Source organism: Aeromonas sp. s1(2024) (assembly GCF_040908005.1).
Taxonomy (GTDB): domain Bacteria; phylum Pseudomonadota; class Gammaproteobacteria; order Enterobacterales; family Aeromonadaceae; genus Aeromonas; species Aeromonas caviae.
Genome location: NZ_JBFOCW010000036.1, coordinates 1 through 7,552, shown reverse-complemented (window position 1 = coordinate 7,552; position 7,552 = coordinate 1). Strand labels below are relative to the sequence as shown.

7 protein-coding genes are annotated in these 7,552 nt (G+C 59.6%); 5 read left to right on the top strand and 2 right to left on the bottom strand.

Features of this window, described 5'->3' with window-relative positions; translation table 11 throughout:
- Positions 1–1,032, top strand: a 1,032-nt coding sequence (locus AB5Y70_RS08825) for an IS481-like element ISAs19 family transposase (protein ID WP_039039938.1), incomplete at its 5' end; no start/stop codon positions are given.
- A 92-nt stretch (positions 1,033–1,124) separates the two neighbouring features.
- On the opposite strand, the gene AB5Y70_RS08820 is transcribed toward AB5Y70_RS08825, so the two are convergent.
- Both AB5Y70_RS08820 and tkt read right to left on the bottom strand, forming a co-directional pair.
- Positions 1,125–1,646 (bottom strand): hypothetical protein, encoded by a 522-nt coding sequence (locus AB5Y70_RS08820; protein ID WP_125117131.1) that lies wholly within the window; start codon positions 1,644–1,646, stop codon positions 1,125–1,127.
- Positions 1,647–1,793: 147 nt separating this feature from the next.
- Positions 1,794–3,785, bottom strand: coding sequence for a transketolase (tkt, locus tag AB5Y70_RS08815; RefSeq protein ID WP_039040146.1), 1,992 nt, complete (start codon positions 3,783–3,785; stop codon positions 1,794–1,796).
- A 340-nt stretch (positions 3,786–4,125) separates the two neighbouring features.
- Here tkt and metK point away from each other — a divergent pair, with 340 nt between their 5' ends.
- The 4 genes from metK (at position 4,126) to rsmE (ending at position 7,512) form a co-directional block, all read left to right on the top strand.
- Positions 4,126–5,277 carry a methionine adenosyltransferase gene (metK, locus tag AB5Y70_RS08810; protein ID WP_010673869.1) on the top strand — a complete coding sequence of 384 codons (1,152 nt, stop codon included), beginning with the start codon at positions 4,126–4,128 and terminating at the stop codon, positions 5,275–5,277.
- A 68-nt stretch (positions 5,278–5,345) separates the two neighbouring features.
- Entirely contained in the window at positions 5,346–5,885 is a 540-nt protein-coding gene (locus AB5Y70_RS08805) for a SprT family zinc-dependent metalloprotease (RefSeq protein ID WP_043155788.1), read from the top strand.
- 73 nt (positions 5,886–5,958) lie between these two features.
- A complete protein-coding gene (locus AB5Y70_RS08800; RefSeq protein ID WP_043155786.1) occupies positions 5,959–6,651 on the top strand; it encodes an endonuclease in 693 nt (230 codons plus the stop codon).
- 129 nt (positions 6,652–6,780) lie between these two features.
- A complete protein-coding gene (rsmE, locus tag AB5Y70_RS08795; RefSeq protein ID WP_043155785.1) occupies positions 6,781–7,512 on the top strand; it encodes a 16S rRNA (uracil(1498)-N(3))-methyltransferase in 732 nt (243 codons plus the stop codon).
- Positions 7,513–7,552 lie beyond the last annotated feature (40 nt).

The following is a 7,552-nucleotide window of genomic DNA, read 5'->3' as shown; positions in this document are numbered from 1 at the left end:
AACGAGAAAGTAGCACGTCGTAAACTCAGCTTGCTAGAGCTCGCCAAAGAGCTCAATAACGTCAGCAAAGCCTGCAAGCTCATCGGCTACAGCCGTCAGCAGTTCTACGAAATTCGCCGTAACTACCAGACCTATGGCGCCGAGGGATTGCTCGACAAATTGCCCGGGTGTAAAGGGGCTCATCCCAATCGGGTCGCTCCTGAGATTGAACAGGCCATCCTCGATTACTCCCTCACCAGACCCACTCATGGCCCGCTGCGGGTCGCCCAAGAACTGGCTCTGCAAGGCATCAATGTCAGTGCGGGTGGTGTGCGTGGCGTGTGGCAACGTCACGACTTGCTCTCCAAACACGACCGCTTGTTGCGCCTCGAGAAAACCCACCGGGAGCAGACCATTGAGCTCAATGACGAGCAGATCCGCCTGTTAGAACGCTTCAGCCCCGAGTTTCGCGAACGCCAGATTGAGGTCCACTACACCGGAGAACTGGTGGCGGTTGACACCTTCTTCGTCGGCGCGCTCAAGGGGGTTGGCAAGGTGTATCTGCAAACCGTGCTGGACTGCTACAGTCGCCATGCCTGGGGACGGCTCTACACCAGCAAGCTGCCGGTGACCTCGGTTCATGTGCTCAATGAAACGGTACTGCCGTTCTTCGAAGCCCATGAGGCTCGGGTCTATACCATCCTGTCAGATAACGGGCGCGAGTTCTGTGGGCGCCCAGACCATCATCCCTACGAGCTGTTTCTGCAACTGGAGGGAATTGAACACCGGACAACCAAGGTACGCAGGCCGCAGAGCAACGGTTTTATCGAGCGACTGCATCGCACACTGCTGGATGAACACTTCCGTATCAAGGGGAGAACGACCTGGTATGAGTCGGTAGAACAGATGCAGACAGACCTGGATAGCTACCTGGAACACTACAACACCCAGCGGCCACATCAGGGCAGGATGATGGAGGGTCAGACCCCCTACAGCATGTTCAAGAAGGGTCTGAAATTGATACCGAAGGAAGTGCGCACTAAAGTAGCGTAAACAAGACACCGCTTTGAGGCCGGTGTCAGGTGATAACTAGATCTGTACAGCCGGTGTCTTTTTATTTAAAAATATAATAGCAACTGAGAATATCACTGTTTACCTTCGCCAGTACTTGGACTTACTTTATCAACCAAATCACGGATGAACTCAATACAATAGAATAAATCAGAAATACTTACGGCCGGCAACCCTAGTTTCTCATATGAATATCTGCTTCTGACGAAAAGCTTATCGTAAGGCCTAACCAGCTCGATTAATTCACCGAAGGAGTGATTAATTGACCCATTATCAAACATATTACCAATATTAATTTTAACAGCATCATCAACATTAGCTAAAATAATACTTAAGTCGTGCTCGCATGTCTTAGCCTTTTCCGTAACCTCACCACCTCTACTACCATCTGAATATGTTTCATAGTTTTCAATAACTGAAAGTGTATTTAGTGACTTTATGTATAGCTCCATTGCCAGTGCTGCATTTGTTAGCATTGGCAGTAATACTCCGGAGCCTGGTGGCATATCTTTTAGAATTTTAGCGCTCTGATAAAACTGTTCAGCCGCATCCAAAACCACGATGTTAGGTATTTCTAGCCGCTTATATCTTTTCATCATACTTTACCGTTATCAACCTTACATTGATAATATTGATAAAATCACTTAATAGCTGTCATGTACAGATAATAAAAGTCAGGCTGACTAAATAAAAAGCGCCTCCCGAGGGAGGCGCTTTTCAATTCAGAATCAAGCAATCAACGATTACAGGGACTCTGCGGTCGCAACCACGTTTTCCACGGTAAAGCCGAATTCCTTGAACAGCAGCTCGGCCGGGGCGGACTCACCGAAGGTGCGCATGCCGATGATCTTGCCGCCGAAACCGACGTACTTGTACCAGTAGTCGGCGATGCCCGCTTCGATGGCCACACGCTTGGTGACGGCGGCCGGCAGGACGGACTCCTTGTACTCGGCGGACTGGGCATCGAACACGTCGGTAGACGGGATGGAGACCACGCGCACGGCACGGCCCTTGGCAGTCAGCTGCTCATAGGCGGCAACGGCCAGTTCCACTTCGGAACCGGTGGCGATCAGGATCAGTTCCGGGGTACCGGCGCAATCCTTCAGCACGTAACCACCCTTGGCGGCATCGGCCAGTTGCTGGGCGGTGCGGTCCATCTGGGCCAGGTTCTGACGGGAGAAGATCAGGGAGGTCGGGCCGTCGGTACGCTCGATGGCGTGTTTCCAGGCGATGGCGGACTCTACCTGGTCACACGGGCGCCAGGTGCTCATGTTCGGGGTCAGACGCAGGGAGGCGATCTGCTCGACCGGCTGGTGAGTCGGACCATCTTCACCCAGACCGATGGAGTCGTGGGTATAGACGAAGATGGCGCGCTGCTTCATCAGGGCGGCCATGCGCAGGGCGTTGCGGGCGTACTCCATGAACATCAGGAAGGTGGCGCCGTAGGGGATGAAACCACCGTGCAGGGCGATGCCGTTCATGATGGCGGACATGCCGAACTCGCGCACGCCGTAGTGGATGTAGTTGCCTGCGGCGCTCTCGGGAGTCAGGGACTTGGAGCCGGACCACATGGTCAGGTTGGACGGCGCGAGATCCGCGGAGCCGCCCATGAATTCCGGCAGCAGCTTGCCGAAGGCTTCCAGAGAGTTCTGGGACGCTTTACGGGTCGCGATCTTGGCCGGGTTGGCCTGCAGGGTTTCGATGATCTTGGCGGATTCAGCAGCCCAGTTGGCCGGCAGCTCGCCAGTGGTACGGCGCTTGAATTCGGCAGCCAGGGCCGGGTGAGCGGCTTCATAGGCGGCGAACTTGGCAGCCCAGTCGGATTCGAGCTTGGCGCCCTTCTCCTGACCGTTCCACTCGGCGGCGATGTCGGACGGGATGACGAACGGCGCGTGGTCCCACTTCAGGAAGGCACGGGCGGCGGCGATCTCGTCGTTGCCCAGCGGTGCGCCGTGGCAGTCGTGGGAGCCGGACTTGTTCGGGGAACCGTAGCCGATGATGGTGCGGCAGCAGATCAGGGTCGGCTTGCCGGTCTCGGCCTTGGCGGCTTCGATGGCGGCGTTGATGGCTTCCGGGTTGTGACCGTCAACGGCCGGGATGACGTGCCAGCCGTAGGCTTCGAAGCGCTTGGGAGTGTCGTCGGTGAACCAGCCTTCTACGTGACCGTCGATGGAGATGCCGTTGTCATCCCAGAACGCGATCAGCTTGCCCAGACCCAGGGTGCCGGCCAGGGAGCAGGCTTCGTGGGAGATACCTTCCATCAAGCAGCCGTCGCCCATGAAGGCGTAGGTGTAGTGGTCGACGATGTCGTGACCCGGCTGGTTGAACTGCTCGGCCATGGCCTTCTCGGCGATCGCCATGCCCACGGCGTTGGTGATGCCCTGACCCAGCGGACCGGTGGTGGTTTCAACGCCCGGCGCATAACCGTACTCCGGGTGACCCGGGGTGCGAGAGTGCAGTTGGCGGAAGTTTTTCAGATCGTCGATGGAGAGGTCATAACCGGAGAGGTGCAGCAGGGAGTACAGCAGCATGGAGCCGTGGCCGTTGGAGAGAATGAAACGGTCGCGGTCGGCCCACTTGGGGTTGTTCGGGTTGTGTTTGAGGTGGCTGCGCCACAGCACTTCAGCGATATCCGCCATTCCCATGGGGGCGCCCGGGTGACCGGAGTTGGCTTTTTGAACGGCATCCATACTCAATGCACGAATGGCATTGGCAAGCTCTTTACGAGAAGGCATCTGTATCTCCTGCGATTGCTTCATTTGATGGCCAAGATTAAGGCGCGTTATTGTCCCAGCAGGGGGCGCGGCGTGCAAATATTATCTGGGCGAATAAAGTGGCTTTGGGAGCACAATCGCTTTTCTGGGCGGGGAAAACGATTCAATCCGCCCCCTGCCTTACCTCCATGGAGGTGGATCCCTTCCCCATCCCGCCCCGGGCGGCTCCACCCCCAAATAGTGCTGGCAATCACCGGATGACCTATTTAAAATAGACGTCCAGATGTAGATACCTCTACAGTCATCCTGTCATTATCCGGTTATGGCCAAGGCGATAACCCTTACGAATCGAGAACCAAACATGGCAAAGCTGTTTACTTCCGAGTCGGTCTCCGAAGGCCATCCCGATAAAATCGCCGACCAGATCTCCGATGCGGTGCTGGACGCCATCCTGCAGCAGGACACCAAGGCGCGCGTCGCCTGCGAAACCCTGGTCAAGACCGGCATGGTGATGGTAGCCGGCGAAGTGACCACCTCTGCCTGGGTCGACATCGAACAGATCGTGCGCGACACCGTGCGCGAGATTGGTTACACCCACTCCGACATGGGCTTCGACGCCGACTCCTGCGCCGTGCTGAACGCCATCGGCAAACAGTCTCCGGACATCAACCAGGGCGTCGACCGTACCGACCCGCTGGAGCAAGGTGCCGGTGACCAAGGCCTGATGTTCGGCTACGCCACCAACGAAACCGACGTGCTGATGCCCGCGCCCATCACCTACTCCCACCTGCTGGTGAAGCGTCAGGCAGAAGTGCGCAAGAACGGCACCCTGCCGTGGCTGCGTCCGGACGCCAAGAGCCAGCTGACCTTCGCCTACGACGACGCAGGCAAGATCCTGGGTGTCGATGCCGTGGTGCTCTCCACCCAGCATTGCGACTCCATCAGCCACAGCGATCTGGTGGAAGCGGTGCGCGAAGAGATCATCAAGCCGGTGCTGCCGGCCGAGTGGATCAACAAGGACACCAAGTACTTCATCAACCCGACCGGCCGTTTCGTCATCGGCGGCCCCATGGGTGACTGCGGTCTGACCGGTCGCAAGATCATCGTCGACACCTACGGCGGCATGGCCCGTCACGGTGGTGGCGCCTTCTCCGGCAAGGATCCGTCCAAGGTGGACCGCTCCGCCGCCTACGCCGCCCGCTACGTGGCCAAGAACATCGTGGCCGCAGGCCTCGCGGATCGCTGTGAAGTGCAGGTCTCCTACGCCATCGGCGTGGCCGAGCCCACCTCCATCAGCGTCGAAACCTTCGGTACCGGCAAGGTGGCCGAAGCCCTGCTGGTCAAGCTGGTGCGCGAGTTCTTCGAGCTGCGCCCCTATGGTCTCATCGAGATGCTGGATCTGAAGCGCCCGATCTACCAGGCAACCGCCGCTTACGGCCACTTCGGCCGCGACGAGTTCCCCTGGGAGAAGACCGACAAGGCCGAGCTGCTGCGCGCTGCCGCTGGCCTGTAAGGCTCGTGGTTGTGATAAAAGGGGAGCCTGGCTCCCCTTTTGCTTTTGTGTCCTGTCCCGAGGATCCCATGCCTGCCACTGCCACCCGGCTTGACCCCGCCCTCATCGAGACGCTGCTCGCGCGCGTCGATGCCTGCTTTGTGCAGGCCGAAACGCGTCTTGGCCGCACCTTTCCCCGTCCGCAAGTCCACTGCAACATGCGGGGCCGGGCGGCAGGATCGGCGCGGCTGCAAACCTGGGAGCTGCGTTTCAATCCGGCGCTCTATCAGGCCAATCAGCAGGCGTTTCTCAGGGAAGTGGTGCCCCACGAGGTGGCGCACCTGCTGGTCTATGCGCTCTGGGGAGAGGGGCGCGGCAAGAGCCGGGTACTGCCCCATGGTCGCCAGTGGCAGTCGGTGATGCGGGAGCTGTTCGGTCTCGAACCCAGCACCACCCACAGCTTAGATCTGGGGGTGCTGGCCCAGCGCACCTTCGTGTATGCCTGCGCCTGCCAGCAGCATCCCCTCTCCGTGCGCCGCCACAACAAGGTGATGCGCGGCGAGGCCCGCTATCACTGCCGCCGCTGTCGCCAGCCCCTGGTGTGGCAGCGCGACACGACGGCGGATTGAGTCACCCCGTGTCGCGCTCCTGTGATAGGGTGCGCGCTTACTTCATTCAACTGTCTCATTGCCAAGGATATTCATGTTTCGCCCTCTGCTCTCCCTCTGCCTGGCCCTGCTGGTCAGCGCCCCGGCCCATGCCGACAACATCCAGACCTTTCGCGCCGCCAAGCAGGATCTGAACAAGCTCTACCAGAGCCACCCCGTCACCTTCTACTGCGGCTGCAACATCAAGTTCAGCGGCAAAAAGATGGCCCCCGACTGGGAGAGCTGCGGCTACCTGCCGCGCAAGCAAGCCGAGCGGGCCTCCCGCATCGAATGGGAGCACGTGGTGCCCGCCTGGGAGTTCGGCCACCAGCTCCAGTGCTGGCAGGACGGGGGTCGCAAGAATTGCGGCAAGAGCGACGAGTTCAACAGGATGGAGGGAGACATGCACAACCTCTTCCCCGCCATCGGCGAGGTGAACGGTGATCGGGCGAACTTCCGCTTCAGCGACTGGAACGGCAAACCGAACCAGTACGGCAAGTGCCAGATGCTGGTGGACTTCAAGGAGCGACAGGTGCAGCCGCCCAAGGGGCCGGTGCGTGGCCAGATCGCCCGCGCCTACCTCTACATGAGCCAGCAGTACGGAGTGCGTCTGGCGGCCCAGCAGCGCAAGCTTTACGAAGCCTGGGACAGGCAGTATCCGGCTGATCGCTGGGAGTGCGAGCGCAACCGCCGTATCGGCAAGCTGCAGGGCAATACCAATCCCTTCATTGAAAAGCAGTGCCAATAACCCCATTTGACCAGGGAGGGGGAACGTCCCCCTCATCCTGAATCCCTTCACTCTCTGTCTCGCGAGTCTTGCTCGCCGCCGTGCAGTAGGGTATTGAAGGGTTTCCAAGCAAGAGACTGACTATCTGCCATGCGCATTCCACGTATCTATGAACCGGCCGGCCTGCAGGTTGGCCAGACCCTCGCCCTGTCAGAAGACGGTGCCAATCACATCGGCCGCGTGCTGCGCATGCAGCCGGGCCAGCAGCTCGAGCTGTTCAACGGCGACGGCAACCAGTACCCCGCCACCATCGCCAACGTCGGCAAGAAGTCGGTGGAAGTGACCATCGACAGTTGCGAGACCCGCTCGGTGGAGTCCCCCCTTGCCATCCACCTGGGTCAGGTGATCAGCCGCGGCGACAAGATGGACTTCACCATCCAGAAATCCGTGGAGCTCGGCGTCACCTGCATCACGCCCCTCTTCTCCGAGCGCTGCGGCGTCAAGCTGCCCGCCGATCGGCTGGAGAAAAAACGCGAGCAGTGGCAAAAAGTGGTGATCAGCGCCTGCGAGCAGTGCGGCCGCAATACCGTGCCCGAGGTGCGCATGCCGATGGAGCTGGACGCCTGGCTGGCGGAAGAGACTCAGGAGCTCAAGCTCAACCTGCACCCGCGCGCCCCTTACAGCATCAACACCCTGCCCATCCCTGAGCACGGCGTGCGCCTGCTGATCGGCCCGGAAGGGGGCTTGTCCGGCGACGAGATCGCCCGTACCGTGCAGGAAGATTTCAAGGAGATGCTGCTGGGGCCGCGGGTGCTGCGCACCGAAACCGCCGCCCTGACGGCGATTACTGCACTTCAGTGCCGCTTTGGCGATCTGGCCTGACAGCCGACCCCACCCCGACCCTCCCCTTCGCAGGGGAGGG